The sequence below is a fragment of the Nonomuraea sp. NPDC049750 genome (assembly GCF_040659625.1).
Lineage (GTDB): Bacteria > Actinomycetota > Actinomycetes > Streptosporangiales > Streptosporangiaceae > Nonomuraea.
On sequence record NZ_JBFANB010000039.1, the window covers coordinates 61,169 to 86,743 of the forward strand.

The window sequence follows — 25,575 nt, forward strand, 5'->3', positions numbered from 1 at the left end:
CACGCCACGCCTGGTTAGATCCCTCCTCGTGCCCTCCGCCTGATCGCCCCCCTTTCACCGTCTCCTGGACGGGCCATGCCGCTCGGCGGGTCTGTCGTCTCAGGGGATTTCGGGCCTCCGGTGTGGAATTGAGCAGGTCCTGGCTGGATCCGGGTGCCGCGAGCGCCGGTCACGACCGCCTCCAGTTCGTCGAGGTCGCCGATGACCGAGGGTCGTCCGGTGGCACTGCTGAACGCGCAGACAGCGTTGATCTTCGGCCGCATGGAGCCGGCCGCGAACGATCCGGCGTCCAGTTCGTCAGGCGCGGCGTGCACGATGGGATGCTCACGGGGCGTTCCGTACTCGGCGTACACGTAGGGCACGTCGGTGAGGACGGCCAGCAGATCGGCCCCGACCTGCTCGGCGAGGAGCGCGGCGACCAGGTCCTTGTCCACGACGCCTTCCACTCCCATCTGGTCGGCCGTGACGGGCGCCCCGCCTCCCCCGCCCGCGATCACCAGGCAACCGTCGTCCAGCAGGCGCCGGATGATCGGCAACTCGACGATCCCGACGGGCCGTGGCGAGGGGACGACGCGCCGCATGCCGTGCCGGTCCTGGGTAAAGGTCCAGCCGCGCTGTCCTGCCAACCGCTCGGCCTCGGCGGCCGGATAGTACGGGCCAATAGGCTTCTCGGGACGGTCGAAGGCCGGATCGGCGGCGTCCACGCGTACCTGGGTGATGAGCGCGGCCACATGAGTGTCGGGCAGGCGGCGGCCGACGCCGCGCGCCAGCCAGTAGCCGATCATGCCCTGCGTCTCTGCCACCAGGGTGTCCAGGGGGTAGCCGCGCTCCAGCGTGGGGTCGCGCTCGCTCTCCTCGGCCAGCAGCCCCACCTGGGGGCCGTTTCCGTGCACGATGAGGACCTGGTGGCGTGCGGCCACGCGGGCTATCTGCTCGGCGGCGGTCGCGACATTGCGGAGCTGCGTCGCGGCGTCGGCACGTTCGCCGCGGTGCAGCAGCGCGTTCCCACCGAGCGCGATGACGATCCTCATAGGGCTCCCGCCAGGGTACGGGTGAGCAGCGCCTCCAGTACGGCCTGCGCCGTGGGCAGCCGGTTGGCCGCCTGATGGAACACCTGGGACGTGGGGCCGTCGATCACCTCCGCCGTGACCTCCTCGCCGCGGTGGGCCGGCAGGCAGTGCAGGAAAATCGCGCCGGGGCGGGCGACGGCCATCAGGCCGGCGGTGACCTGGTATGGGGTAAGCGCGGTGACGCGCGCCGCCTTCTCCTCCGCCGCATCGCCCATGGACAGCCACACGTCGGTGTAGACGGCGTCCGCGCCCACGACCGCTTCACGGGGATCGTCGGTGAGCAGCAGTTCCCCACCGGTGGACAGCTTCCTGGCCACGGCTTCGACGGCCGGGTCGGGCGCGTACCCGGCAGGGGTTGCGACGGACATGGACAGCCCGGCCAGGGCGGCGGCCTCCATGAGGCTGTGCGTGACGTTGGTGGCGGCGCCCACGTAGGCGATCTTGCGTCCTCGCAGGTCGCCGACGTGGGCGCGGAGCGTCATGAGGTCGGCGAGCGCCTGCAGCGGGTGGTGACCGTCGGTGAGGGCGTTGATCACCGGGACGTGCGCCGAGCGGGCGAAGGCTCTCACGTCGTCATCGGCGAAGGTCCGGATGACGACGGCGGAGGCGTAGGAGCTGACGACATGGGCGGTGTCGCCGATGGTCTCGCCGCGGCCGAGCTGGAGCTCGGCCGGTCCGACGGTGAGCGGCGTCCCGCCGAGGCGGACCACGGCGGTCTCGGCGGAGATGCGTGTGCGGGTGGACGGCTTGGCGAAGTACAGCAGCACGGTCCGGCCGCTGAGCAGTTCGTGTCCGCCGAAGGGCTTGCGTGCGAAGTGTTCGGCGCGGTCGAGCAGGTGGGCGAGGTCGTCCGAGGCCAGGTCGGCGACACGCAGCAAGTCCTTCACAGCGGGCTCCTTTCGATGGGGCAGCTCATGCACCGGGGGCCGCCCCGGCCCCGGCCCAGCTCGGCGCCGGGAATGGTGATGACCTCGATGCCGTGCTTGCGGAGCATGGTGTTGGTGGTGACGTTGCGCTCGTAGGCGACGACCACGCCTGGGGCGATGGCCAGCACATTGGTGCCGTCGTCCCACTGCTCGCGCTCGGCAGCCCAGACGTCCTGCTCCGCGCGCAACACACTGACCGTGCCGAGTGCCTTGAACAGGTCGTCGTTCTCGCGTACCCGCAAGCCGGGGGTGAGAGTGAACGAGCGCAGCGGCGGCAGCTCCGGGTAAGCCACGAAGACGCCGCGATCGACCATGGTCATCACGGTGTCCAGGTGCATGAACGCCCGCTTCCTCGGCAGGGCGGCGACGATGACACGTTCGGCGGCCTCCGCCTCGAACAGCCGGCGGGCCAGCAGCTCGATCGCCTGCGGCGTGGTGCGCTCGCTCATCCCCACCAGGACCGCGCCATCACCGACAACGTGGATGTCGCCGCCCTCGATGGTGGCCGGCTGCTCTGCCTCGGCCGGATACCAGATCGGCGCCTTCCCGGCGAACAATGGATGGAAGGCGTACACGGCGGCCACATGCGTGGTCTCCCGGCGGCGAGCCGGCTTGGCCATCGGGTGCAGGGACACGCCGCCGTAGATCCAGGCGGAGGCGTCCCGGGTGAACAGGTGGTTGGGCAGCGGCGGCAGGACGAAGTCATCCTCGCTGAGCCCCGCCAGGCGCAGGCTGTCGATGCGCAGGCCGAGTTCGCGCCTGGTGAGCCCGCCGATGAGGTGCCGTACGAGAGCGTCGGATGGCATCTCCTCCAGCGCCTCGCGCAGCGATGGCGCCAGGGTGGGGCCAAAGGCGGCCTCGGTGACGACGCGGTCCAGCACCCACGCGCGGGCCTGATCCAGCTTGAGCGTCTCGGCCAGCAGTTCGTCGAACAGGTGGACGATGACACCGCGCTCGCGCAGGGTGTCGGCGAAGGCGTCGTGCTCCTGGCGGGCGCGCGTCACCCACAGCACGTCGTCGAAGAGCAGCTCATCGCAGTTGGTGGGGGTCAGCCGCTTCAGTTCCAACCCGGGCCGGTGCAGGACGACCTGCTGTAACCGGCCTACCTCGCTGTCGACATGGAACACCGTCATGCCGCCTTCCTAGTGATCTGGACCGTGGTGTCGTGGGCACGGTGCTTGAGCCACACGTAGACCGGGATACCGGCGAGCAGCAGCAGCGTCCCCTTGTAGACCACCTCGTAGCCCGATCCGGCGATCGTCCACAGCGCGTAGGCGAAGGCCAGACCCGCGATCGTGAGGTCGGCCGCCAGCCGCCTGCCGGAGAAGTGCTCGCGGTCGGTGAGTGCCAGCATGAGCTGCGCGGCCGCCGCGTACGCGTACGGGATCAAGGTCGTGAGGGTGGCCAGCAGGATCACGAAGTTGAACTGCTCGACCAGGCCGGCGTTGTAGTTGAGCACCATCAGGGCGGTGACCAGGACGCTGGAGACGATCAGCCCGACGGCCGGGGTGCCCCAGCGCGACAGCTTGGCGAACACCTGCGGGAACAACCCGTCGCGGGCGGCCGCCAGCGGCACCTGCCCCTGCAGCATGATCCAGCCGTTGAGCGCGCCGAACGCGCTGATGATCGCGCCGATCGCGACCGCCGTGCCGGCCCAGCCGCCGAACATCGCCTCGGCGGCGTCCGCGAACGGCGCCGTGGACTGGGCGAGCAGGGTGCGGGGCACGGCGGCGAACACCGCGACGGTGCCCAGGATGTAGACGGCGGCGGAGACGATCGTGCCGATCACGGTGGCCCGTGGGATCGTCCGCTCGGGGTTCTCGACGTCCTCGGCGGGCACGGTGGCCGACTCGATGCCGATGAACGCCCACAGAGTCAGCGCCGCGGCGGCCGTGACGGCTCCGAAGGTGCCCTGGTCGCTAGGGTTGAACGGAGTGAAATCGCCGCTTTCGATGAAGAAGGGCGCGGCCACGGCCAGGCCGATCAGTGGCAGGAGCTTGGCGACGGTGGTGACGAGCTGTACCCAGCCGCCCTGCCGCACGCCCCGGATGTTGACCGCGGTCAGCAACCAGACGGCCGCCAGTGCCAGCCCCGAGGCGGTCAGCGCGGTATCGGTCAGCGCGGGCCAGAAGTAGCCGAGGTAGCTGACGAACGCCACCGCGATGGCGGCGTTGCCCACCCAGACCGCGATCCAGTACCCCCAGGCCGTCTGGAACCCGATGAAGTCGCCAAAGGCACGGCGGGCGTAGGCGTAGGGGCCGCCGGTTTGGGGGTAGGCGCGGCCGAGCCTCGCGAAGACCAGGGCGAGCAGCAACGCGCCGGCGGCGGTGAGCGCCCAGGCCAGCAGGCTCGCGCTGCCGAAAGCGGCCAGGGAGGCGGGCAGAAGGAATACGCCCGAGCCGATCATGTTGCCGACGACCAGTGCGGTCGCCATCCACGGACCCAGCTTGCGGCGTCGCGGTAATGGTGTGACGGGCATGGTGATCTCCCTCTCATACGATCATCACCAGCACACCAGCACCAGCGGTTCAGGTACCGAGGCTTAAGCCACCGATACGCCAGGACCTTGGTCCCTATCCACTCCGGGAGCGGTGCGACGCATCACCGTCAGTTCCTCCCGCAGCGCGCCGGTGAGGACGGGCAGGTCAGGTGTCCGGCCGACGTCGGCCACAATCGTGATGACCAGCGTGCCCACGTAGGAGAGCACGCTGAAGGCCACGGGCACATTTCCCCGGGCGAGGGAGATCGGGATGATCGTGAGAACGCCCGCGCCGCCGAAGGACAGCGGCTCCTGCGGCCCCCGCAGGTTCGTCACCGCGGTGTGAATGAGGCGCTGATGCTCGAACAGCCGGCCCACCAGGTGCAGGCGGGCGAGCAGACGGCCTGCGTTGGCGAGCAGTTCGGCCGAGGCTCCCGGGGCTGTCGACTTTCTGGCCCGGGTGATCGTCGCGATCCGTTCGAGCCGTTGTCCGAGGTCGCCCTCGGTGGGCAGGCGGACGGGCATGACCCCGATCTGGTTGCCGAGCCGGGCCGTCGTGGCAGTTCCCCGTGCCGACACCGGCACGGAGACCACCAAGTCGGGGATGCTCTCCCCGCGGCCGTCCAGCAGCGTACGCACGGCACCGGTGATCACGGACAGCATGGCGTCGTTGACGGTGCCGCCGTGGGCGTGTGCGAACCGGCGGACGTCGTCGAGTCGCGCGGTGACCGTCGCGATGCGCTGTTCCGCACCGACGGGCTCGTTCAGCGAGGAACGCGCCACCCGCCGCGGAGCTCCGAGCTCGGTGGCGGCGCGCCTGATGGCGCGTCCGGCGTGAGGCAGACGGGCGAGCATGCGCAACCGGGCGGTCCACGCGTCGGCGGCGATCCGGCGGAGTGACGGTGCTGGGAGGGGGAACGCCCGCGGTACCGCCGTGGGGGCCCCGTCCACGAGACAGCCGAGCACGGCCAGACCACCGAGGCCGTCGGCGAGTACATGGTGGAAGCAGACGATCATCCCGAGCCGATGGCCGGCCAGTCCGGTCACCAGAGTCACCGACCACAAGGACTTGGCCGGCGCGAGCGGCAGGCCGATCACCGCGGCGGCAAGGTCGAGCAGAGCGTCATCGTCGCCGGGCGGCGGGCATGCGACGACGTGGAGATGGTGGTCGATGTCGAAAGCCGGATCGTCGATCCAAAGCGGCCGCCCGCACCCTGGCGGGGCCGGCACCAGCCGTTGCCGCAGCCGCGGCACCGCGCCGACACGCTCGGCGATGAGCCGCCGCGCCCGCTTCAGGTCGAAGCGGGGTCCGATATCGAGGATCAGGCACGCGCCGACCTGCATAGGAACGGGGCCGACATCGACCGCGAGGTTGAACAGGTCGCCGGCGCCGGCGCGGTCCACATCGGCTTGGGCCGGCATCACCTCCCGGCCTTTCGTCTCCCTCATCGATCCCTCCTTCACCTGTCCGCCCGCACCGCGTGAAACGGCCGTTGGCGGTGGCATCGCCTGCGGGTCGCAAGAGCCAGGCGAGGCTCCTCTCCGATGGTTTCCGGAGCCGCATCCGCGGCCTAGGGACCTTGGTCATGGTCTGATGGGTCCAACCTCACAGAGGGATTCGCCGGCGCAGGCCGCGGTCCCTCCCCCGGCCTCGTGGGTTGACCGGCGGCAGCGGCGCCGGCCGTGCGCCGACTTGGGACTTTCGGCGTTTCCAAAGGAGGCGGGGCCGAGGGCTTTCGTCCCTACGATGGCGCAGCGGATGGCGATCTCATGGAAGGGAGGATCGGAAGGAGGGTCCATGATGCGGACCACAGTGAGGGATGTCATGACCGCCCAGGTCACCTCGGTCATGGCGGACACCTTGTTCAAGGACGTCGCCGAGGTCTTGGTGGCGAACGGCATAAGCGCCGTGCCCGTGGTGGACGGCGATGAGCAGGTCCTTGGTGTGGTGTCCGAGGGAGACCTGATGCGCAAGGAGGAGTTCCGGGAGCAGTACTGCGGCGAAAGCTACCAGCCGCCGCTGCGCGCCCGGTTGCGTCGGCGGATGACTGGTCAGGTCGAGGGTGGGAGAAGGAAGGCTGCCGGGGATACCGCGGCCGACCTGATGACCGCGCCCGCGGTGACCGTCGCCCCATCCGCCTCCACCGCAAGGGCCGCACGCATCATGGACGAGTGCGGCGTCAAGCGGCTGATCGTGGTCGATGCCGAGGGAAGGCTGCAAGGCATCGTCAGCAGACGGGACCTGCTCAGGATGTACCTGCGCGACGATGACGAGATCAGGCGCCGCGTCGTCGAGGGCATCCCCTCGCATGCCCGGTGGAACGACCGCGACGGGATCATCGTGGAGGTCCACAACGGCATCGTCACGCTGTCCGGCCACACGGGCAAGCGCAGCGAGGCGGCCGCCGCCGTCCGCACGGCCGAAGGGTTGGACGGGATCGTCGACGTGCGAAGAGCTCTCACCTGGCAGGAAGACGACGTCCTGGAACTGCCTGTCATCTGGGATCGTTCGTGAACCTCTCGTCCGAGACAGCGGCCGGGACCAGCTCGAAGCCGGTGATGATCTCTGGACGGATGCGGATTACCTGATCCATCTCACCGGCCACCCAGGGGTGAAAGATGTCCTTGTAGCGGGCCGCCTCCGCGGGATCCTTCACCAGCCGAGCGACGCCCGTGACGACGACGCTCCAGCCCAGGTGCTCCTCGACGTCCAGATGGTCCGCCTCGAACGCCACCACGGCCTCCGAGGCGGATCGCCTGGCAAACGCCCTCAGGTCATCCGGTCCGATCAGGCGATGCGGTATCGGGTCGCGGACAGGGCCGGTCGTCCCCATCTGGGCTCAGAAGCGAAGTCGTCCTTCGTGATGCGTGCACCACGGCGACCGGGCATGGCGCCTGATGCAGTACGGCCTGGCTCACGGAGCCGAGCAGCAGCCCTCTGACCTCTCCCAGGCCACGGGCGCCCACCACCAGCAGGCGCGCCTTCCGCGCCGCCTCCAACAGCGCGGGGCGCGCGGGCTCGTCGACGAATTCGACATCGGCCTGGAGCTCGGGATACCTGCGCTGCCAGGAGATGAGCTCATGCCAGGCGAGCCCCTGGGCTTCGATGCGGGGTTCCCCCATGCCCGCTTCCCTGCCCCGCTCGCGGTAGGCGATCAGTGTCTTGAGCGGCGCCGCCAGCCGGTGCGCTTCCATGGCGGCGAAGCCCAGGGCGGCCACGGACGGCGGTGAGCCGTCGAAGCCGACCAGTACCTCGCGTTCGTCCGGGACCTCGCGCATGACGATCACCGGGCAGGAAGCGTACGCTGCGACGTGGGCGCTCACCGAGCCCGCGACCAGTCCTGCGAGTGCTCCGTAGCCACGAGTGCCCACCACGATCAGCTCCGCGTCCCTAGACAGAGCGGTCAAGATCACGCCCGGCAGGCCCCTGTCGGTGAGCGTGTTGAGCGGCACCTTTGGATAGTGGCGCCCGACCCATGCGGCGGCGTCCTTGAGCAGCCGCTGTGCCGGGCGGCGTTCCAGCTCGAGCGGCACCAGCTCGCCCGGCCATTCGTGGTAGGGCCACTCCCACGCGCGGCACACTGTCAGCGGCACCTTCCTGGCGGCCGCCTCCGCCGCGCCCCACCGCAGGGCCTCCTGCGCCGACGGCGAGTTCTCGTAGCCGACTACCACACCCAGCTGATTCCTCATGATTGCCTCCGCTCGGACGCTGTCCTCTCACCATCGTCCGAGCATGCGGTGCCGCTTAGAGTCGTCCCTCTCGACTTCCCCGGGACTTTCGTCCCTGATATGACCGAAGGCCGCGGGGTTGGGGACGGGGAGCCGGGACTCTACTCGCCAGTATTAGCGCTAAGCGTCTAACCAGCAGGCCAGCGCATCGACAGGTGGTCGTGAGTACGGATCATTGATCTCGATTCGGGAGTACGGGCTCACCCGCGCCGGACCGGTCCGGCCGGTCGAGCTTCGTCGGCAACGTGATCGCGCTGCTGATCGTCATCGCCGTCCTCGTCGTCGCCGCGCCGTTCGTGCTGGAGATCATCGCCCACGTCGGCTTCTGAGACTTCTAGGGATTGTGTTCGCCCCGCCGTCGCCGCGGGGTGGCTGCGGGCGACCTGCCAGGCCATGCTGCCCCGCATCGACCTGCCGGAGCTGCCTGGACCGGGTTCCTGGACGCCCAAGGTCGCGCCCGCCGGGGACCTCGTGCGCTCAGGGGGTAGCGCGGCGGCGGAAACGGTGAGGAAACACGCCGCTGTGTTGCATGTCCGCATGACTCGATACCGATCATCGTCATCGCCGCCGGCATGGTCCAGGCGAAGGATGCTTGGCCTGCTGGGGGCACTTCCGTTAGGAAGCGTGGGCGGCCCATCCGGCTTTGGCGTCTTCCATCCGATTCCCCTGGGCCAGAGCGGGACAGGCGGTCCCGCCGTCGCCGCCAGAATCCAGGACATCATCCGCAGGCCTGAGTTCCAGGGCTCTCGCTGGGGCTGTTCCGCCAAGGGCTGGAGGACATCTTCAGCGACGGCATGAAGGCGGCGGTGTCCCCCATGATGGTCAACGACAACGTCGTGGACGTGTCGGTACGGCCAGGGGCGCGGGTGGGCGCTCCGGGGCTCGTGCGGCTGTCTCCGGACCTCGGGTACGTACGGATCATCAACGAGGTGACCACCATCGCCGCGGGCACGGCCGACGCGCGACGGCTGACGCTCACCGGCGACGCCGCTAACCCGGACGGTACGCGTCAGGTGCGACTGGCCGGCGACGCCGTGCTCGGCGGCCAGGAGCAGTTCATCGCCTACCACGTGCCCGAGCCGACGCGTTTCGCCGAGATCGCCTTCACCCACGCACTCCAGGGCGCCGGGGTAGGCGTGGACGCCGACCGGCGGGCAGCAACGGACCGCGACCGACGGGTGGCGGACGACAAGACCCGCAGCCTCCTGGTGGAGCACGTCTCACCGCCGTTGTCGGAGGAGGTGAAGGTCATGCTCAAGGTGAGTTCGAACGTGCATACCGTCCACTTCCCCTATCTGGTCGGGGCGATCGCCGGACACGAGGCGCGCAACGCCAAGCAGCGGGGCGACGAACTCCAGAGCCGGCTCTTCCGGCAGGCCGGACTGGACCCGAACCCGCCGGGCGCCTCCGAAGTGAAATACACGCCCGACTTCTTCATCGGATTCCTCCGCCACATGGCGCGACAGCCGTACTTCCACGCCTTCCACCGGGCCATGCCCATCATGGGCAGAGACGGGACCTTGGCCGGCGTTCAGGTGGACTCGCCCGCCGCGGGGCATGTCTACGCCAAGACCGGCACAGCCGGCACGACCTCCCCCGCCACCGGCAAGCCGCTGCTCGCCAAGGCGCTGGCCGGATACATCGAGCTTCCCGACGGCTCCTGGGCGGCGTTCGCCGCGTTCATGGAGCAGGAAGCCGCCTCCGCCGATCTCCTCACGGTCGCGGGCCAGGCGCTGGGCGAGATCGCGACAGTCGTTTACAACGAGACGAGCCTTTCATGACCCACGAACCATCGACCTCGCGTACCTCCCGGCGCTCGGTACTGGGCCTGCTGAGCAGCGTTCCGGTCGCGGCCGGCCTGCTCGCGGCCGGCCGGCCCGCGCAGGCGGAGGCCTCGACCTCCCGCTCGATACCCGCGGATCTGCGGCCCGGCGGAAAGTTCGACCGTTTCGTCGCCGACCAGGCCGCCAAGGACATGTTCTCCGGCGTCGTGCTGCTGGCCTACCGGGGCAGGCCGGTGCTGCGCCGCGCCTACGGCATGGCGAACAAGGCCGCGTCCCTTCCCAACCGGTTGGACACCCGTTTCGATCTCGCGTCGGTGACCAAGACCTTCACCGCTGTGGCGGTCGCCCAGCTCGCGCAGCAAGGAAAGATCGCTTTCCACGAGAAGATCGGCGCCTATCTCCAGGGGTTCCCGGCGGAGATCGGCCAGACCGTCACCGTCCACCAGTTGCTGACGCACACCTCCGGCATCGGCAGGCCGGCCGTCGGCACGGAACCGCCGACCAGACCGGAATGGGACACGGTCCAGAAGCTGTGGGACGGCACCGCCAAGGCCATCCGCGCGCTGCCGCCGCAGTTCACCCCCGGTACCCAGTACCGCTACAGCAACGACGGCTTCTTCCTGCTCGGCGAGATCGTGGCCACGGTGTCAGGACGGTCCTACTACGACTATGTCCGCGAGCACATCTTCACGCCGGCCGGGATGACCCGCTCCGACTTCTTCACCAAGCCCCAGGTAACGGCCGACCCGACCATCGCACGCCCCTATGCCACCCAGCGGTCCGGCCCGCGTGTCGACTTCACCACCAGCGACTTCTTCCCGTTCGTCGGCGGCCCGCATCGCGGCGCCTACTGCAGCGCCACCGACGTGCTCGGCTTCGTGCGCGCCCTGCGGAACGGGACGCTGCTCAGCCCGGCCTATGCCGAACTGTTCACCACGGCGAAGATGATCATGCCTCCGTCAGAACAGCAGGGCCTCACCCGCCAGCACCTGTTCTACGGCTACGGCTTCATCGACGCCATCGTCAACGGCCGGCACGTCGTCGGCCACTCCGGCGGCTCCGCCGGCGCCGCCAACAACCTGGACACCTTCCCAGGCCAGGACTGGGTGGCGATGATCCTCGGCAACTACGACACCCCCATAGCCCCCATCGTCGAGATGGCACGCCAGATCATCACCTGATACGCCCGGCCGAGTGCCGGCGCCATTTCCCGACATATTCGACTCTGAGGGAGTTGTTCCTTTGAATCACGCGACCGTTGTCCGCGCCATCACCGCCGCGACCGCGGCGACCCTGCTGCTGGCCGCCACCTCGCCGGCCATCGCAGGCTCAACTCGCAGCGCTGCGACAGGGGACGTTCAGCAGGCGATGGACGCCCTGGCCAAGACTCCCGGCGTGGTCGGCGCCATCGGCGGGGTGTACCTGGACGGCGAACCGGCCGGCCAGGGGTCCGCGGGCTCCCGGCTGCTCGACGGCAAGGGAGGCACGATTCCCGCGAACTCCCGGTTCCGCATCGGATCACAGTCCAAGCAGATGGTGGCCACCGTGCTGCTCCAACTGGTCGAGGAGGGCCGGCTCGGCCTGGACGACAAACTCGGCGACCTGCTGCCCGAGGTGGCCGCCGACGGGCTGGTGGAGCTGGCCGACGAGATCACCGTGCGGCAGTTGATCCAGCACACGTCCGGCATCCCCGACTGGTTCCACAAGGGCTCCTCAACGACGCCGGCGTTCGACGTCTTCGACTTCACTACCTACTACCGGCCGATCGACATGGTGAAGATGACCCGCGGGTGGCCACGCACCGGGGAACCCGGCGAGAAGTTCGCCTACTCCAACACCAACTACACCCTCATCGGCATGATCATCGAGAGGGTGAGCGGCCGCACTCTGGCGGACGAGCTCAAGCGGCGTCTGTTCCGCCCGCTGGGCATGACCCGGACCTACCAGCTCACCAAGCCTCCGCAGGGCATCAAGGGCCCGCACGGGCACGGGTACTACCCTGACGCCACCGGCAGGCTGCGCGACGTGCACCGGTTCAACGCCAGTTACGGCAACGGAGCCGGAGGTGTGGTCTCCACCACGCACGACGTCAGCGCCTTCCAGCGAGCCTTCACACAGGGCAAGCTGCTGCCGCCATCACTGCGGCAGATCCTCACCCCACCCCCTGCGGGCGGAGGCGGGCAGCAAGGATCGGGCCTGTGCGGAGGAAAGGTGAAAGGTGACATGCCCGGCGGGTCTGCACCCGGCCTGACCGCGTTGACCTTCGCCTCGGCCGACGGCCGGCGCCAGTTCGCCATATCCGTCACGGTGAGCACCGCCGACACCCGCAGCGTCATCCCCGCGATGATCAAGGCCGTCGAGGCGGTGCTCTGCCCGGTGAACTGAAGCCACGTTTCAGCAGCCCGTAGGTCACTGGGGTGCGGTGTCGGTCAGCAGGTCGAAGGCCAGCCCGCTGGCGCGCCCGCCGCGGCCGGTGTCCCGCCGCACGGTGAGCCAGACGATCACCTGGCCGGTCCGGGTGCGGGTGCGGTTGTACGCGGCCGTTAGGCGGGTGCCCGTGAGAGGGGCGCGCTGCAGTTGCACGCTGCGGTTGTCGCCGGGGACGTGGACCGGGATGAACGGGATCCAGTGCTCCGGGACCGAGCTCATCACCCGGTACGCGAGCGCCGCCCGAGAGTCGTCGAGCCCCGTCGTCGGGCGCGGCCGGCGGCGGCGGAAGGCGAGGGTCTCGGCGGCGGCCTCCGCGCCGGGGCGCGGGTCCCCGGTGGGCATGCGGACGGTCTGCTCGATGCCCCACACCATGTTGGCGTTCTCGTCCCGGGCCAGCTGGACCTCCTCCAGCGCCGGGCCGTCGGCCACCTTCGGCGTTCCCGGCGGCAGCAGGAGGCCGGGCGCGTCGCCGTGGACGTACATCGACCATTGCTGCCAGTCGTGTTCGGCGCCCGCGCCGGCGGGGGTGATCCAGCGGCGGGCGCCGAACACATCGGTCACCGCGAGCCCCTGTATCGCCGCGAACGTGCCGGTCGGCACGTCGCACGGCAGGATGTACCAGTCGTTGCTGTACCGAGCGGTAGTAGCTCCAAGCGGTCGTAACGTCACCGATTGTGTCTGCGGAGTATCTGTCGGCTGAGCAGGTCCGCCGGTACGGGGCCTTCGTGGCGGATGACCCATTACGAGCACGCGTGGGAGATCCGGGACCTGCTGGGGTTTCGCGACTTCGCCGATGCCGAGGCGCAGGTCCGACGAGGTCTCCAGCTCCCGCACGGTGGCCACCGGCGTCGCCACCCGCCGCTCACCCTGCAACTGCTTGATCTTCGCGGCCTTGGCATGCAGCCCATAGGAGGCCAGCTCGGCCAGCTTCACCGTCGCCACCGCCGACAGATCCACCACCCCGGCGCCCAGCCCCAGCACGTAGGAGGTGCGATCCAGCGCGTCGCTCATCCCTGTCCCCGACGGCTTGGTCACCGGCGTGCGCGGCGGACGGTGCGCTGCTGCTGTTCGACCTGCTGATGTCGGCGAAGCTGCTGTCGGGCGCGGTCCGCAAGAGCGACAAGGAGAAGCTGAAAACCTTCCCGAAGCTGAAGACGGCGGCCGCGCGGATGGCGGCGGCCTTGGCGGTAGTGCTGCGGGAGCGCCCCCGGCGACAAGGCCGCGCCGGCGTCGATCCCGGAGATGATGGCGGCGGTGGAGCAGGTCGTCTCGCGTGGGGACCTGGCGGCCGCGGTGGAGACGGTGCGGGCGCTGGTGCCGCCGGCCGAGGACGACGGCGACGGTGAGGCGGAGTGGCTGGCCGCGCTGGTTGACCGGTACGCCACGGTGCGGCCGTTCATCGAGCTGCTGGCCGCGGTGATTCCCTGGGGAGGTACGGCGGCCGGCTCGCCGATCCTGGCGGCGCTGCGCGCACTGCCGAAGCTGATGACCGCGCGCAAGCCCGGCATCGAGCACATCAAGGGCTTCCAGGAGTTGGTGACGGGATCGTGGCGGCGGCTGGTCTTCACAGGCCGAAGCTGGAGGCGTCGCTGATCGACCGGCCCGCCTACGTGTTCTGCGTGCTGGAGGCGCTGCACGACGCGCTGCGCCGACGGGATGTGTACGCGGTCGGCGCGGACAAGTGGGGCGATCTGCGGGTGCGCCTGATCGAGCCGCGGCTGTGGGCGGCCGAGCGGGACACGGTGCTGCGGGCGCTGGACCAGCCGGCCGATCCCCGCGAGCACCTGGCCGAGCTCGCCGAGCTGCTGAACGATGCCTTCCGGCAGGTCGGCGCGGGCCTGGAGGCCAACGACGCGGCTGAGATCAAGAATGGGAAGCTATCGCCGGCACGGCTGGAGGCCGCCCCGCCGCCGGAGGAGTTCGCCGCGGTGCATGACGCGTTCGCGGCGATGCTGCCCCGCATCGACTATCTGGAGCTGCTGCTGGAGGTCAACGCCCGCACCGGGTTCCTGGACGCGATGCCGCACCTGTCCGGGTCGCAGGCCCGCCGTGAGGATCTGGACCTGTCGCTGGCGGCGCTGCTGGTCGCCCGGTCCCGCAACATCGGATTGACGCCGGTCGTCCAGCCCGGCACGGCCGCGCTGGGTGAGCACCGGCTGATCGGGGTGGAGAAGGGCTACTTCCACGGCGAGGGCATCGGCGCCGCCTCGGCGGTGCTGATGAAATCCCAGGCCGGCATCCCGATCACGGCGGACTGGGGCGGCGGGATGGTCGCCTCCACCGATGGGCTGCGGTTCGTGGTCCCGGTGCGCTCCTTGCACGCCCGCCCCTCACCCCTGTGTTTCGGGGTCGGCAAGCGGCCGCGCGGGACCACGTGGCTGAACACCGTGTCGGCCAAGGTGACGGGGCTGGGCGGGCTGGTGGTGCCCGGCACGCTGCGCGATTCGCTGTACATCCTGGACGCCATCCACCGCCTGGACGCGGCCGAGCATCCCGAGGTCATCACGACCGATCAGGGTAGCTACAGCGACATCGTCTATGGCATGTTCGCCGCCTGCGGCTATCAGTTCGCGCCGCGTCACGCCGACATCACCGACACTCAGCTGTGGTGGATCGATGTGCGATGCTGCAGGGCGGCATCACCCGCGACCACAACGCCGTCAACGGCTGGGGCGCCTTCAACGCGTTGCCGCTGCGTCGGGTGTCACTGCCCGCGATCGTGCGCGAATGGGATGAAATGGTGCGGTTCGCTGGCCACCGGCCAGGTCCGTGCCTACGACTGATCAAGATGATGACCGCCGGCGGGAGGCGACCGGCCTGGGTGGCGCTTTCGCCGCCTACGGCCGCGTCCTAAGGCGTTGCACCTGCTCCAGGTGATCCACGTGGAGGCCTACCGGCGGATGCGCGCGGGCCCGACGCCGCCGCCCGCATCAACCGGCTGCGCGCCCTGCTCGCCCCTCTGGCAGCCAAGCATGGCTGGGACTTGTCCCTGAAGCCGGTGCACAACGGGGAGGCTGAGGGCCAGGAGTGACACACGCTTGATCATGCTGAACGCTCTGTGCCCCTGCTGCGGTGTGTCAGCCTCTCGGACCAACGCGGACCAGCTGGCCCGCATCGGCCAACGGTTCAGCAGCAAAAGCGTAGATAGTCCTGCAGGTCGCCGAGGATGCGGGCGACGCCGTCGCGATCGCCCCGATACAGCACTTCCTTGCCGTCGCGGCGGGAGGTGGCGATGCCGCCGCGACGGAGCAGGGCGAGTTGCTGGGAGGCGGCGGACTGGCTGATGCCGGCGCGTTCGGCGACCTGGTTGACCGACAGCTCGGCGCCCTGGGCGAACAGCAGCATGATCTGCTGGCGTCCGGGGTTGGCCAGGGCCTTGAGGAAGTCCTGGGCGGCCTGCGGCAGCTGCGGCGCGCACGCGGTGCCCGCCGTGGCGGCTGGCGAGGTTGCGGCTGGTGATGTCGTGCTCTCGGCCATACGGGCTCCCTTCTGCCGCTGCACTCTACCCTCATACCAACTTATTGACATATTAGAAAATGACGGTACGTTCTGCGGCATGCCCAACGACAACGACCGCATCCTGATCGTCGGGGCCGGACAGTCCGGCCTGGCCGCCGCGCACGCCGCCCTTGAGCACGGACTACGCCCCCTGCTACTGGAAGCCTCCGGCCGGACGGCCGGGTCCTGGCCGCGCTACTACGACAGCCTCGCCCTGTTCTCGCCCGCTCGCTACAGCAGCCTGCCCGGCATAGGCTTCGACGGGGATCCCGAGCGCTACCCGCGCCGCGACGAAGTGGTCTCCTATCTGGAGCGCTATGCCGCCGCCCTGATCGAGCGCGGCGCCGAGCTGCGCACCGACGCCCGTGTGAGCACGGCCGAAGCCGGTGAGGAGGGGTTCGCCGTGCGGCTGGAGGGCGGCGAACGGCTGAGCGCCGGCATCCTGATCGCGGCCAGCGGTTCTTTCGGCCGCCCGCACCGGCCCGCCTTGCCCGGTCTGGGCACCTTCACCGGCCAGGTCTTGCATGTTGCCGACTACCGCTCTCCGGCCTCACTACCCGGTGAGCACGTCATCGTGGTCGGGGCGGGCAACTCGGCGGTCCAGGTCGCCTACGAGCTGGCCAGCCAGCGCCGGGTGACGCTCGCCAGCCGAACGCCGATCCGGTTCGTACAGCAGCGCCCGCTGGGGCGGGACCTGCATTTCTGGTTCCGCGTGACCGGGTTCGACCGGCTGCCGCTGGCCCGCGCGGAGCATCCGCCCGCCTCGCCCGTACTGGACGACGGTCGCTACCGCCAGGCGCTGCGCGAGGACCGCTATCGGCGCCGAGCGATGTTCACGCGCCTGGACGGTGATCAGGTGACCTGGCCCGACGGCGGGCGTGAACGCGTCGATGCGGTGCTGCTGGCCACCGGCTACCAGCCGGATCTACCCTATCTGGCCGGGCTGGGCGCACTGACAGCCGATGGCCGCCCACGCCAGCGCCGGGGCCTGTCCCTCACACATGGCGGCCTGGGATACCTGGGCTTGGAGTGGCAGCGCACCCCCTCCTCCAACACGCTGCGCGGTGTCGGCGCCGACGCCCGGCGCGTCGTGGCCGCTCTCGGCCGGCACCTGCGTGGCCACCGAAAGCATGTCCGCGCCTGAGCTGCCGCGCCTCCTTTGGTCGCTTGATTAGACATGTCTCTAATTTGACATAGATCTAAGTTGTCGGGCATCCTGCCGACGAGCTTACTTAGACAAACTTCGAAACAGCGCGGGTCTCCGGGCTCGCGAGAACCGATGAGGAGATGCGCCATGAGCGGATGCTGCGGGCCCACCGCCGTCGAACTGGAGCCCAGCCGTCAGGCCGCACGGCCCGATGACCTGCCCATCGCAGTCATCGGCGCGGGCCCAGTCGGGCTGGCGGCGGCAGCCCACCTGACCGAGCGGGGTCTCGACTTCGTGGTGCTGGAGGCGGGAGGCCAGGCGGGCGCGTCGGTGGCCAAGTGGGGCCACGTCCGAGTGTTCAGCCCGTGGAGGTACAACATCGACTCCGCCGCCCGTCGCCTGCTGGAGGCCGATGGCTGGAGCGCACCCGACCCCGAATGGCTGCCGACAGGTGCCGAGCTGATCGATGACTACGTGGCGCCGCTGGCCAAGCTGTTCGGCGACAGGGTCCGCCTGGGCGCGCAGGTGACCGCGATCAGCAGGCTCGGCTACGACCGGGTCCGCACCACCGGCCGTGAGGCGGCGCCGTTCCTGATCCGCCTGACAGACGGAACCGAGCTGCACGCCCGCGCCGTCATCGACGCCTCCGGCACCTACGCCACCCCGAGTGTGCTGGGCGCGAGCGGCCTGCCCGCCTACGGCGAGACGGACGCGGCAGACCTGGTCGACCACGCGCTGCCCGACGTGCTCGGCGCCGACCGCGACCGGTACGCGGGCCGGCATGTCCTGGTCGTCGGCGCCGGCCACTCGGCCGCCACCACCCTGCTCGCCCTCGCCCAGCTCGACGACACTCCGATCACCTGGGCTATTCGCGCGGGCAACGCCAGCCGCACCTACGGTGGCGGCGAGGCCGACGCGTTGCCCGCCCGCGGAGCGCTCGGCACCCGTCTGCACGCCCACGTCGAAAGCGGCCGTATCCGCTTGGTGACCGGCTTCTTCACCCACGCCATCGAACGCGACGGCGAGCAGGTGCGGGTGATCAGCCGCGACCCGGCCGGCGCCGAGCAGACCATCACCGCTGAGCGCATCGTGGCTGCCACCGGCTACCGGCCCGACCACGCCATCGCCGGTGAGCTCCGTCTCGATCTGGATTCGATCCTCGGCTCCACCCGCACGCTGGCCCCGCTGATCGACCCCAACGCACATTCTTGTGGCACCGTCCCGCCGCACGGGGCGGACGAACTGGCCCACCCCGAACCCGGCTACTACGCGGTGGGGGTCAAGAGCTACGGCCGCGCCCCCACCTTCCTGCTGGCTACCGGCTACGAGCAGGCGCGCTCGGTCGTCGCAGCCCTGGCCGGCGACTGGGAGGCCGCCCGGGACGTGCAACTGGACCTGCCCGAGACCGGGGTGTGCTCCTCCAGCCTGGCCGAAGCCCAGGAGCAGCGGGTTGGCCTGGCCACCGGGATCAGCGGCGGTCTGTTGGGCACCCCACTGCCGCTGGCGACTGTCGGTGCGCCTCAGGGCGGCGGTTGCTGCGGCTGACCCGTCCCCAGCACGCGACAGCCGTACCCGTTTGACGGAGGTACGTCATGCCCGCCGCACCCCGGCAGGTGTCGGGTCTGGCCGGGGCTTTCCAGATGGCGAGGCCCGGCGACCGGCTGACCGCATGCTTGCTGGAGTGTCTGGATGCCTCGTGAGCGTCACCGATGCCGATTCGGTCACCGCTGCGCCATCGAGCAACGGGCAAGGCGCCGTCGCCCGGCCCGTCCGCGTCCCTGGCGAGGGGTGGCGGCTGGTGGCGGCGCTGGCCATCCCCCAGACCACCAAGGCCAGCACCCCCGCCGCCCTGACCATGGCCCAGACCGCCGGGTACGGGTGGTGATGGCTGCCGCCACGCTCACCTGTCTGATCGCCGCCGCGTCACTGGCCGCCTCCCACCGCCTATCATTTAGCCAGATATCGAACCATCAGCCCGGACCGGAGGCTCTCGCATGACCCCCACCACCCTGCCCCTCGCCCCGAGCAAGGACGTGCAGGCCGGGCCATGCTGCGCGCCGATCGCCCGCGAGCCACTCACCGAAGACGACGCGGCCGAGCTGGCCGCGCTGCTTAAGGCCGTGGCCGATCCCGTCCGGCTGCGGCTGCTGTCGATGATCGGCTCCCATCCCGGTGGCGAGGCGTGCGTGTGCGACCTGACCGACGTCTTCGACCTGACCGCGCCCACCATCAGCCACCACCTGAAGGTGCTGCGCACCGCTGGACTGATTGGCGGCGAGCGGCGCGGCACCTGGGTCTACTACTGGATTGTCCCGGCGCAGGTGGCCCGGCTCGGTGCGCTGTTCACCCCGCTGAGCGAGCCCGCGCACGTTTGAGCCCCGGCCGACCGCCAGACATCCGTTCGGCGGCGTGACGTTCCGCGCGGCGAGGGCGGCGATGGCCTCGGCGGCCGATACCGCGGTGATGATGGCTCTGTTGGTGGAGCCTGGCAGCAGCCGGATGCTGTCACCGCCCTGGGCCGCTGCCGCTTCGGCGGGGTCGGCGATCCGCGCGGCGAGGTAGGTGACACACCGGTACATGCTCAAGGGGATCTGGCGTCCGCCCGGCTTCGCGTGCAGCTCGCGCATGACGGCGACCGGGAATTCGCCCTCGGCGGGCGGTGGGCCGGCGTCGGCGGGATCGGGAAATCCGCATACGTCCAGGTCGCCTCGATCTGAGGGCCCGCAGCAGCCGGGCCAGATGCACAAGCTGCCTGAGCTCTTCATCGGAGGTGCGGCTCGGCTCCGGGATCACGATGCGCTGGTAGCTGTGGGCCTGAATCACCTGCGGCGCTTGGAGGATGCGGACCTGTCGGCGGACGCGCATCGCCGGCCCGGACTCCTTGGGCTGCCAGCGGGGCGCATACGCCGGACCGCCGCGCACGGCCAGCAGGACCGTGTTCTCCGGGACGAAATCCGTGAGCAGGCGCATCGCCGGCAGCACGTCGGTCGGTGTCTTGCCGGCCAGGTCATCCAGGGTCCACGTTCAGACGGAAGGTGTCGTGGTCGCCGGCGTTGACCAGGAAGTGCAGATGAAGCAGGCCGCTGGGGTCGTGGCCGGCCAGCCAGACGCCGGGGCCGTCCACGCCGCGCGAGGCGCGCACGCCGACCAGGTCCCAGGGTGTGCAGCACGTCGTTGTCGGGGCCGATCAGGCGGACCTCCAGGTCAGGACGATCACCGGCCGCGCCGGCGGCGACGATGAAAGTCAATCTGCCAGGACCCGACTCGCTGGGCAGTCCAGGCGGTCCCGAGGTGTGGGTGATCGCGCCGCCGATGTCGGCGAAGGGGGCTCCGTACTGGAGGAACTCCTCCACCACCTGCTGCTCGGCCGAATCGACGGGGACCTGAAGGCTGAACGACCCGGTGATCGGGCGTAGCCGAAACGACTCCACCGCTCGCGCCACCAGGCGCATCACCAGGTAGCGCTGGTCGTTGAGCTGCCGGTAGCGCACGAAGGCGGTCAGCTCGTCGCGGTGCACGTCCGCGTCCCAGGGTTGCTCGGTCACCTGCCCTTCGCGCACCTCGAACTCGTACCGGTAGAACGGATCGACGTCGGTCAACGCCGCCGCCAGGCCCTCATACCGCTCGCTCGCGGCCGTCAGCAGGCACGGGAGCTCGGTTCAGCGGTAGGAGAGGCTGCGTGCCTGCAGCAGCTCGGACCCCTGTTGGACCATGAGCACGGCCGCGACGGTGCACCAATACAGGCCGCTGATCGAACCGGTGACGCGCACGAGCGCCATGTCCTGGTTGCGCGCCACGATGTCCTTGTCCAGCATCGCCAACGTGCCGTAGGCGTCGCCGTGGGCCAGCGCGCTGCAGCCGCTCCACACCAGCTGCGTCAGGTCGGCTCCCAGCGTGGTCTGCTCGCCCGCGCCGCGCACGATCTCGGTGTAGCTGGGCGTCGTCTTTACCGTGGCCTTGACCTGCTCCTCGGTCAGGCCCGCCGCGACGAGCAGATCGGTCAGACGCTGCAGTCGCTCCTGCTGAGTCTGCGATGCGGGTTGCTGGGTCAGGGCCCGCATGCGAAAGGAGTCCTTGGTCTCCTTGGCCTGTAACCCCAGGCGGCGGCTCACCCGAGTCAGCCGGTCCTTCGGACCCAGCAGCCAGACCGCACGGGCCGCGTTCTCGATCGCCCCGCGCAGCAGCGAGGACTGGGCGTGTGTGTGAATACGCACCTCGCGGTACTCACCATGCAGATCACCCAGCAAAGACGAGCGCAGACAACCCAGATGATCCACCGACACGGTCAACGCGTGCCAGACGGCATGGGACACCTGAAAGGGGTCGGTCTTGGCACCGTCACCGGCCAGAGAGCTCCGAGGGTCGGCCTGCCAGGCACGCGAGTCCTCACCGGTGAGCTGCTGCCACGGCTCGATGCGCTCCAGCCAGCTGATCAGCCGGCGCAGATCCCGCTGTTCGTTGGTATCCACCTCTGGGACGGTACGCAGCCCCCGGCCGTGGTGCGAGACGGTTTCCCCGGTCCTGCGGCCGATTGTCAGGCGGGCAGCAGATCGACCATCAGCTTGCCGACGCGTTCCTTGATCTGGTCCCGGATCGCCCGGACGGCCTCGATGCCCTGCCCGGCCGGGTCGTCGAGCTTCCAGTCCTCATACCGCTTGCCGGGGAAGATCGGGCAGGCGTCGCCGCAGCCCATGGTGATGACCGCGTCCGAGGCTTCGACCGCGTCGACGCTGAGGATCTTGGGCTGCTGGTCGGTGATGTCGATGCCGACTTCGCGCATGGCCTCGACCGCAACCGGGTTGATGTGATCGGCGGGCGCCGAGCCCGCCGATCGGACCTCGATGCGATCGGCGGCGAGATGGCGTAGCCAGCCGGCGGCCATCTGGGAGCGGCCGGCATTGTGGACGCAGACGAACAGGACGGTGGGGGTGTCGCTCACGGGTGGATACCTTCCTTGGGGTGGTCTGGCTTCAGGTCGCGGGGACTTCAAGGTCGTCGAGGAGGTGGCGGACGCGGCGTTCGATCTCGTCACGGATGGGCCGCACGTCCTGCACGCTTTTGCCCGCCGGGTCGTCCAGTTCCCAGTCGAGGTAGCGCTTGCCGGGGTAGACGGGGCAGGCGTCGCCACAGCCCATCGTGACGACGACGTTGGCGGCGCGGATGACCTCCTCGGTCCAGGGCTTGGGGAATTCGCGGGAGATGTCGATGTCCCGTTCGGCCATGGATGCCACTGCGGCGGGGTTGATCTCGCTGGCGAACTCCGAGCCGCCGGACCAGGCCACCGCGCGCTCGCCGGCCAGGTGCTGGAAGAAGCCCATCGCGAGCACCCTCGGTGAAGCCGGCCCGAAGTTCGTCACGCTCAGCTACATGTCGGTGGGTTCGCCGTTCGTCAACGGCACCCCACTCACCGAGATTGCGGGTGCGGGAAGACCGGCTCGGGGGTGCCCGCCCGCGGCCGGCCGAACAAGCCGTGCACCAGCAGCAGCCCGACGGCGCCGCCCATGAGCTGGGCGGCGATGAAGCCGGGCACCGAGGTGGGGGCGATGCCGGCGAAGGTGTCGGAGAAGGCCCGGCCGATCGTGACGGCGGGGTTGGCGAAGCTGGTGGAGGAGGTGAACCAGTACGCCGCTCCGATGTAGCCGGCCACCGCCGCCGGCGCGACCGCCGTACGCCCGGTTCGAGCCAGGCAGAAGATGACCAGGAGCAGCCCCGCGGTGGCGACCAGTTCGCCCAGCCACAGGTGGGCGCTGGCGCGCTCGTGGGTGGACCAGGTGATCGCGGGTTTGTCGAACATGGCGTTGGCCAGGATGGATCCGGCGATGGCGCCGAGGACCTGGACGGTGATGTAGCCGCCGAGCTCGCCCCCTGACAGGCCCGCGCCGCCCTGTCGGCCCTGCCACCAGTCGGCCAGGGAGACGACGGGGTTGAAGTGGGCGCCGGAGACGGGGCCGAGCGTGACGATGAGCACGGCCAGGCCGAAGACGGTGGCGGTGGAGTTCTCCAGCAACTGCAGGCCGACGTCATGCGGGGACAAGGTCTGGGCCATGATTCCGGAGCCCACCACCACGGTCACCAGCAGCGCGGTGCCGAGGAACTCCGCCAGCAGCCTGCGCGGCAGGGGGATCACTGGGCCACCTCCGCGGGGAGGTGGAGCAGCGCGGACAGCTGGGCCAGCCGGTCGGGCACGACGCGGTAGTACACCCACGAGGCGCGCCGCTCGGAGGTCAGCAGCCCCGCATCCTTCAACACCTTGAGGTGGTGGCTGATCGTCGGCTGGCCCACCTCGAAACTCGCGGTCAGGTCGCACACGCACGCCTCGCCACCCCCGTGGCTGGCCACGATCGAAATGATGCGCAGCCGCACCGGATCCCCGAGCGCCTTGAAGGCCCGCGCGAGAGCGGCTGCCTCCGGCTCGCCGAGGGGCTCACGCGCCATTGGTGAGCAGCACTCCAGCAGGTTCAATTCCTCCATGACCAGTCCCTATCGGTAACGATCGATATCGATGGGAACCGATATTGGCAGCTATCGATGTCCGTCCAGTGGCGGAGGGATGAACAACAAGTGGACGCGCTCGCAGCGGGGGCGCCTTCTTCCCTGATCAGATGGCCTGGCTGCGCCGTTTTATGAAGACGACATCACGCCAGACGCCGTGGTGGCGGCCGATACGCTGCTCTGTCGCTCGCCGCCGTTGCGGGTCGCGCCGAACTCTTCCGCGCCTCCGACGCCTGCCGTACCACCTCCAGCCGGTCCGACGTCCGCATCATCCATGTCCCCACGCTCTGAGCCGGAGGCGGTCGGCGGCGCAGGGCTGCCCAGACCTGCGGCACCCAAAAGGGCCATCTGTGGTGGCGGCGTTGGTCCTGGTCATCACGGGTCCTACGATCCTGTACCGGTGCAGCGAGCTCCCCTCAGCCTGGGTAGAAGGATGCCCTCGGCAAAAGGGGTTGGGGCCGAGATGAAACGTTCGATACTGGCCGGGATCGCGGCAGGCGCGGTCCTGGCAGCCACCGCGGCGACCGGCATCGCAACGGCGGCCGCTGGCGCGGCTGCCAGGGGGGGCCACCCTGCAGCAAGCGGCCGGGCACCCCATCGTCTGCCCGACCGCCGGGGGCATGATGGGGCCGGGCGGCTCGATGCACGGCGTGGCCGTGAGTGACGAGGCCGACTATCTGCGCCGTATGGTGGCCCACCATCAGGAGGCGGTGGCTGCCGCCCGCCAGCTTCAGCGCTCGGGCCGTGCACAGATCCGCACCCTGGGCGCCTCGATCGTCACCACGCAAAGTGCCGAGATCGCCACGATGAACACGTGGCTGGCCACCTGGTATCGCCGGCATTCGCCAGTAACCGGCTATCGGCCGATGATGCGCGATCTGTCCAAGCTGTCCGGCGATGCCCTGGATGAGAATGTTTCTCTGCGACATGATCCCGCATCACATGATGGCGGTCATGATGTCCCAGCACCTGCTCATGCACGGCGGCGTCCCGCACCCCCAGGTTGCCGCCTTTGCTGCTGAACGTCTGCCCCGTCTCCTGTAGCAGTGCGGTCAGCCGGAGGAGAGCATGGTGGGCAGGGTTCGGACGGTGAGCAGGATCCGGATCAGGCTCGCGGGTACGGCCAAGGCCATCGGCCAAACCGGGACGGGCACAAGGAGGGCGAGCGTGGCCAGCATCAGACCGTCCAGAATCAGCAGCCCGACCGCCGCCCCGACGGTCCGCACCCGTCCACGCCGATAGGCCCGCCGTTCACGGATCACCACGGCCAGCAAACCGACGACCACCACGAGCGTCATGCCGTACACGGCCTTGGCCGCAGCCGGCAGCGGCCATGTCCATGCCTGGCCGATTGCCAGCGTGGCCGCCCACACGGCGGCCATGACCGGGCCGGTGGCCAGCAGGGTCAGCGCGGTCCGTCGCCACGGTGCTTGGCCGCAGAAGGCAGCCGAGATCGTGTCGGCGTCGCCGAACTCGGCTATGGCCGCCCGCGCGGCCGCCTCGGGATCGCCGTGCTCGTGCAATTGATGTTCGTAGGCTTCGGCCAGTCCGTCGGCGAGTTCTTCTACGGCCTGGGGCGGCAGCCGCTGCGCGAGCGCGTCCAGTTCGGCGGTGATCAGTGGGTGGCCGGCCATGGCCGTGCTCCCAGGGCCGCGTTGATCGCGGTGGCGAACTCCTGCCAGGTGGCCCGCTCGCCGCCGAGCGCGGAGCGGCCGGCGGGGGTCAACTCGTAGCTTCGTCGGCGGCGTCCGCTGACGACTGACCAGCTACCGGTGATCAGTCCAGCGCGCTCCAGGCGGTGCAGCGCCGGATAGACGGTGCCGGTGGGCAGGTCGATGCGGCCTTCGGTGGCCTCGCGCAGAGCCTCCTTGGCTGCGTACCCATGCCGGGGACCGTCTTCCAGGGCGGCCAGTAGCAGTCCGTCGAGGTGTCCTTTGAGCGCTTCGGCTCTCATAGGTAGTAACGCTATATCGGGCCTTCCCGTACAGCAACGGCCGGAGTAGCGTCGCTATAGGTAGCA

The 25,575-nt window shown here is 69.7% G+C and carries 28 protein-coding genes; 11 read left to right on the top strand and 17 right to left on the bottom strand.

What is annotated here, in order from left to right; all coding sequences use genetic code 11:
- Positions 1-14 precede the first annotated feature (14 nt).
- The 5 genes from AB0J16_RS52145 to AB0J16_RS52165 all read right to left on the bottom strand — a co-directional run bounded on the left by AB0J16_RS52145 (position 15) and on the right by AB0J16_RS52165 (position 5,924).
- The gene (locus AB0J16_RS52145; RefSeq protein WP_358554398.1) at positions 15-1,031 is read right to left on the bottom strand and encodes a carbamate kinase; all 1,017 of its coding nucleotides are present in this window, start codon (positions 1,029-1,031) and stop codon (positions 15-17) included.
- Complete coding sequence (argF, locus tag AB0J16_RS52150; RefSeq protein WP_358554401.1) at positions 1,028-1,957, bottom strand: ornithine carbamoyltransferase; 930 nt, start codon at positions 1,955-1,957, stop codon at positions 1,028-1,030. Before argF ends, AB0J16_RS52145 begins: the two co-directional genes overlap by 4 nt.
- Positions 1,954-3,129, bottom strand: a complete 1,176-nt coding sequence (locus tag AB0J16_RS52155; protein ID WP_358554404.1) for an arginine deiminase — start codon at positions 3,127-3,129, stop codon at positions 1,954-1,956. Before AB0J16_RS52155 ends, argF begins: the two co-directional genes overlap by 4 nt.
- Complete coding sequence (locus tag AB0J16_RS52160) at positions 3,126-4,475, bottom strand: amino acid permease (RefSeq protein WP_358554407.1); 1,350 nt, start codon at positions 4,473-4,475, stop codon at positions 3,126-3,128. The genes AB0J16_RS52155 and AB0J16_RS52160 overlap by 4 nt, the downstream gene beginning before the upstream one ends.
- A gap of 63 nt (positions 4,476-4,538) precedes the next feature.
- Positions 4,539-5,924: a wax ester/triacylglycerol synthase domain-containing protein gene (locus AB0J16_RS52165; protein ID WP_358554410.1), complete on the bottom strand. Its 1,386-nt coding sequence runs from the start codon at positions 5,922-5,924 to the stop codon at positions 4,539-4,541.
- 349 nt (positions 5,925-6,273) lie between these two features.
- Here AB0J16_RS52165 and AB0J16_RS52170 point away from each other — a divergent pair, with 349 nt between their 5' ends.
- Positions 6,274-6,990, top strand: a complete 717-nt coding sequence (locus tag AB0J16_RS52170; RefSeq protein ID WP_358554413.1) for a CBS domain-containing protein — start codon at positions 6,274-6,276, stop codon at positions 6,988-6,990.
- On the opposite strand, the gene AB0J16_RS52175 is transcribed toward AB0J16_RS52170, so the two are convergent.
- Together AB0J16_RS52175 and AB0J16_RS52180 are read right to left on the bottom strand one after the other, a co-directional pair.
- The gene (locus tag AB0J16_RS52175; RefSeq protein ID WP_358554416.1) at positions 6,971-7,309 is read right to left on the bottom strand and encodes a pyridoxamine 5'-phosphate oxidase family protein; all 339 of its coding nucleotides are present in this window, start codon (positions 7,307-7,309) and stop codon (positions 6,971-6,973) included. The genes AB0J16_RS52170 and AB0J16_RS52175 overlap by 20 nt on opposite strands.
- Positions 7,251-8,165, bottom strand: a complete 915-nt coding sequence (locus AB0J16_RS52180; protein ID WP_358554419.1) for a universal stress protein — start codon at positions 8,163-8,165, stop codon at positions 7,251-7,253. The genes AB0J16_RS52175 and AB0J16_RS52180 overlap by 59 nt, the downstream gene beginning before the upstream one ends.
- Positions 8,166-8,998: 833 nt before the next feature.
- Here AB0J16_RS52180 and AB0J16_RS52185 point away from each other — a divergent pair.
- The 3 genes from AB0J16_RS52185 to AB0J16_RS52195 all read left to right on the top strand — a co-directional run bounded on the left by AB0J16_RS52185 (position 8,999) and on the right by AB0J16_RS52195 (position 12,373).
- The gene (locus AB0J16_RS52185; RefSeq protein WP_358554422.1) at positions 8,999-9,985 is read left to right on the top strand and encodes a D-alanyl-D-alanine carboxypeptidase; all 987 of its coding nucleotides are present in this window, start codon (positions 8,999-9,001) and stop codon (positions 9,983-9,985) included.
- On the top strand, positions 9,982-11,169 hold the full coding sequence (locus tag AB0J16_RS52190) for a serine hydrolase domain-containing protein (protein WP_358554424.1): 1,188 nt from the start codon (positions 9,982-9,984) through the stop codon (positions 11,167-11,169). The genes AB0J16_RS52185 and AB0J16_RS52190 overlap by 4 nt, the downstream gene beginning before the upstream one ends.
- A 61-nt stretch (positions 11,170-11,230) precedes the next feature.
- Positions 11,231-12,373, top strand: a complete 1,143-nt coding sequence (locus AB0J16_RS52195) for a serine hydrolase domain-containing protein (protein WP_358554426.1) — start codon at positions 11,231-11,233, stop codon at positions 12,371-12,373.
- A gap of 24 nt (positions 12,374-12,397) precedes the next feature.
- Here AB0J16_RS52195 and AB0J16_RS52200 read toward each other — a convergent pair whose 3' ends face one another.
- Positions 12,398-13,429, bottom strand: coding sequence for a hypothetical protein (locus AB0J16_RS52200; RefSeq protein ID WP_358554428.1), 1,032 nt, complete (start codon positions 13,427-13,429; stop codon positions 12,398-12,400).
- Positions 13,430-13,672: 243 nt separating this feature from the next.
- Between AB0J16_RS52200 and AB0J16_RS52205 the strand changes: the two genes are divergently transcribed.
- Positions 13,673-14,011, top strand: coding sequence for a hypothetical protein (locus AB0J16_RS52205; RefSeq protein ID WP_358554430.1), 339 nt, complete (start codon positions 13,673-13,675; stop codon positions 14,009-14,011).
- The gene (locus tag AB0J16_RS52210; protein ID WP_358554432.1) at positions 13,966-15,201 is read left to right on the top strand and encodes a Tn3 family transposase; all 1,236 of its coding nucleotides are present in this window, start codon (positions 13,966-13,968) and stop codon (positions 15,199-15,201) included. Before AB0J16_RS52205 ends, AB0J16_RS52210 begins: the two co-directional genes overlap by 46 nt.
- A gap of 343 nt (positions 15,202-15,544) precedes the next feature.
- On the opposite strand, the gene AB0J16_RS52215 is transcribed toward AB0J16_RS52210, so the two are convergent.
- The gene (locus AB0J16_RS52215) at positions 15,545-15,895 is read right to left on the bottom strand and encodes a metalloregulator ArsR/SmtB family transcription factor (RefSeq protein WP_358554435.1); all 351 of its coding nucleotides are present in this window, start codon (positions 15,893-15,895) and stop codon (positions 15,545-15,547) included.
- A gap of 79 nt (positions 15,896-15,974) precedes the next feature.
- On the opposite strand from AB0J16_RS52215, the gene AB0J16_RS52220 reads away from it, so the two are divergent.
- The 4 genes from AB0J16_RS52220 (at position 15,975) to AB0J16_RS52235 (ending at position 19,438) form a co-directional block, all read left to right on the top strand.
- Entirely contained in the window at positions 15,975-17,060 is a 1,086-nt protein-coding gene (locus tag AB0J16_RS52220; protein ID WP_358554437.1) for an NAD(P)/FAD-dependent oxidoreductase, read from the top strand.
- Between the two features lie 150 nt (positions 17,061-17,210).
- Entirely contained in the window at positions 17,211-18,608 is a 1,398-nt protein-coding gene (locus tag AB0J16_RS52225) for an FAD-dependent oxidoreductase (RefSeq protein ID WP_358554439.1), read from the top strand.
- A 151-nt stretch (positions 18,609-18,759) separates the two neighbouring features.
- On the top strand, positions 18,760-18,948 hold the full coding sequence (locus AB0J16_RS52230) for a hypothetical protein (RefSeq protein WP_358554442.1): 189 nt from the start codon (positions 18,760-18,762) through the stop codon (positions 18,946-18,948).
- A 109-nt stretch (positions 18,949-19,057) separates the two neighbouring features.
- Positions 19,058-19,438 carry a metalloregulator ArsR/SmtB family transcription factor gene (locus AB0J16_RS52235; RefSeq protein WP_358554445.1) on the top strand — a complete coding sequence of 127 codons (381 nt, stop codon included), beginning with the start codon at positions 19,058-19,060 and terminating at the stop codon, positions 19,436-19,438.
- Between the two features lie 632 nt (positions 19,439-20,070).
- Here the strand turns inward: AB0J16_RS52235 and AB0J16_RS52240 are convergent.
- The 6 genes from AB0J16_RS52240 to AB0J16_RS52265 form a co-directional block, all read right to left on the bottom strand.
- A complete protein-coding gene (locus tag AB0J16_RS52240) occupies positions 20,071-20,205 on the bottom strand; it encodes a hypothetical protein (protein ID WP_358554448.1) in 135 nt (44 codons plus the stop codon).
- A 517-nt stretch (positions 20,206-20,722) separates the two neighbouring features.
- Entirely contained in the window at positions 20,723-21,532 is an 810-nt protein-coding gene (locus AB0J16_RS52245; RefSeq protein ID WP_358554451.1) for a hypothetical protein, read from the bottom strand.
- Positions 21,533-21,597: 65 nt separating this feature from the next.
- Positions 21,598-22,002: an arsenate reductase ArsC gene (locus AB0J16_RS52250; RefSeq protein ID WP_358554454.1), complete on the bottom strand. Its 405-nt coding sequence runs from the start codon at positions 22,000-22,002 to the stop codon at positions 21,598-21,600.
- 31 nt (positions 22,003-22,033) lie between these two features.
- Entirely contained in the window at positions 22,034-22,420 is a 387-nt protein-coding gene (locus AB0J16_RS52255) for a phosphotyrosine protein phosphatase (protein WP_358554457.1), read from the bottom strand.
- Between the two features lie 47 nt (positions 22,421-22,467).
- A complete protein-coding gene (locus AB0J16_RS52260; protein WP_358554460.1) occupies positions 22,468-23,190 on the bottom strand; it encodes an MIP/aquaporin family protein in 723 nt (240 codons plus the stop codon).
- On the bottom strand, positions 23,187-23,534 hold the full coding sequence (locus AB0J16_RS52265; RefSeq protein ID WP_358554463.1) for a metalloregulator ArsR/SmtB family transcription factor: 348 nt from the start codon (positions 23,532-23,534) through the stop codon (positions 23,187-23,189). The genes AB0J16_RS52260 and AB0J16_RS52265 overlap by 4 nt, the downstream gene beginning before the upstream one ends.
- Positions 23,535-24,211: 677 nt before the next feature.
- Here AB0J16_RS52265 and AB0J16_RS52270 point away from each other — a divergent pair.
- Positions 24,212-24,577 carry a DUF305 domain-containing protein gene (locus AB0J16_RS52270; RefSeq protein ID WP_358554466.1) on the top strand — a complete coding sequence of 122 codons (366 nt, stop codon included), beginning with the start codon at positions 24,212-24,214 and terminating at the stop codon, positions 24,575-24,577.
- 30 nt (positions 24,578-24,607) lie between these two features.
- On the opposite strand, the gene AB0J16_RS52275 is transcribed toward AB0J16_RS52270, so the two are convergent.
- Positions 24,608-25,189 (bottom strand): permease prefix domain 1-containing protein, encoded by a 582-nt coding sequence (locus AB0J16_RS52275; RefSeq protein WP_358554469.1) that lies wholly within the window; start codon positions 25,187-25,189, stop codon positions 24,608-24,610.
- A complete protein-coding gene (locus tag AB0J16_RS52280) occupies positions 25,171-25,509 on the bottom strand; it encodes a helix-turn-helix transcriptional regulator (RefSeq protein ID WP_358554472.1) in 339 nt (112 codons plus the stop codon). Before AB0J16_RS52280 ends, AB0J16_RS52275 begins: the two co-directional genes overlap by 19 nt.
- Positions 25,510-25,575 lie beyond the last annotated feature (66 nt).